The organism is Pelorhabdus rhamnosifermentans (assembly GCF_018835585.1).
In the GTDB taxonomy this organism is placed as follows: Bacteria; Bacillota; Negativicutes; order UMGS1260; family UMGS1260; genus Pelorhabdus; species Pelorhabdus rhamnosifermentans.
Genome location: NZ_JAHGVE010000105.1, coordinates 1 through 464, shown reverse-complemented (window position 1 = coordinate 464; position 464 = coordinate 1). Strand labels below are relative to the sequence as shown.

Here is a 464-nt window from a genome sequence, read left to right as displayed (position 1 = left end):
ATGGCTAAACGTCTCCCCCAGGTAGGCGGTAAATTTATTCAAATGGAAGATGAAATTTCCGGTATCGGTGTTATCATCGGTGCCTCCCTCGCCGGCAAAAAAGTCTTAACAGCCACAAGCGGCCCCGGCTTTTCCTTAAAACAAGAACTCATTGGCTACGCCTCCATTGCCGAAGTCCCCATCGTCATTGCCAATGTCCAGCGCGTCGGTCCCTCCACAGGCCAGCCCACGTCGCCCTCTCAGGCCGACATCATGCAGGCCCGCTGGGGAACACACGGCGATCATCCCATCATTGCCCTCACGCCGTCCAGTGTACCCGAAACATTTACCTTAACCATTCGGGCCTATGAACTCTCCGAAAAATACCGCGTCCCCGTCATCATGCTCATGGACGAAATCGTCGGCCATATGCGCGAAAAAATCGAGCTCCCTGATAACTACGACAGTATCAAGCAGCCCCTGCG

General features: G+C 54.3%; 1 pseudogene. It reads left to right on the top strand.

What is annotated here, in order from left to right:
* Nucleotides 1-464, top strand: a pseudogene (locus Ga0466249_RS25975) (2-oxoacid:acceptor oxidoreductase subunit alpha); the annotation flags it as partial.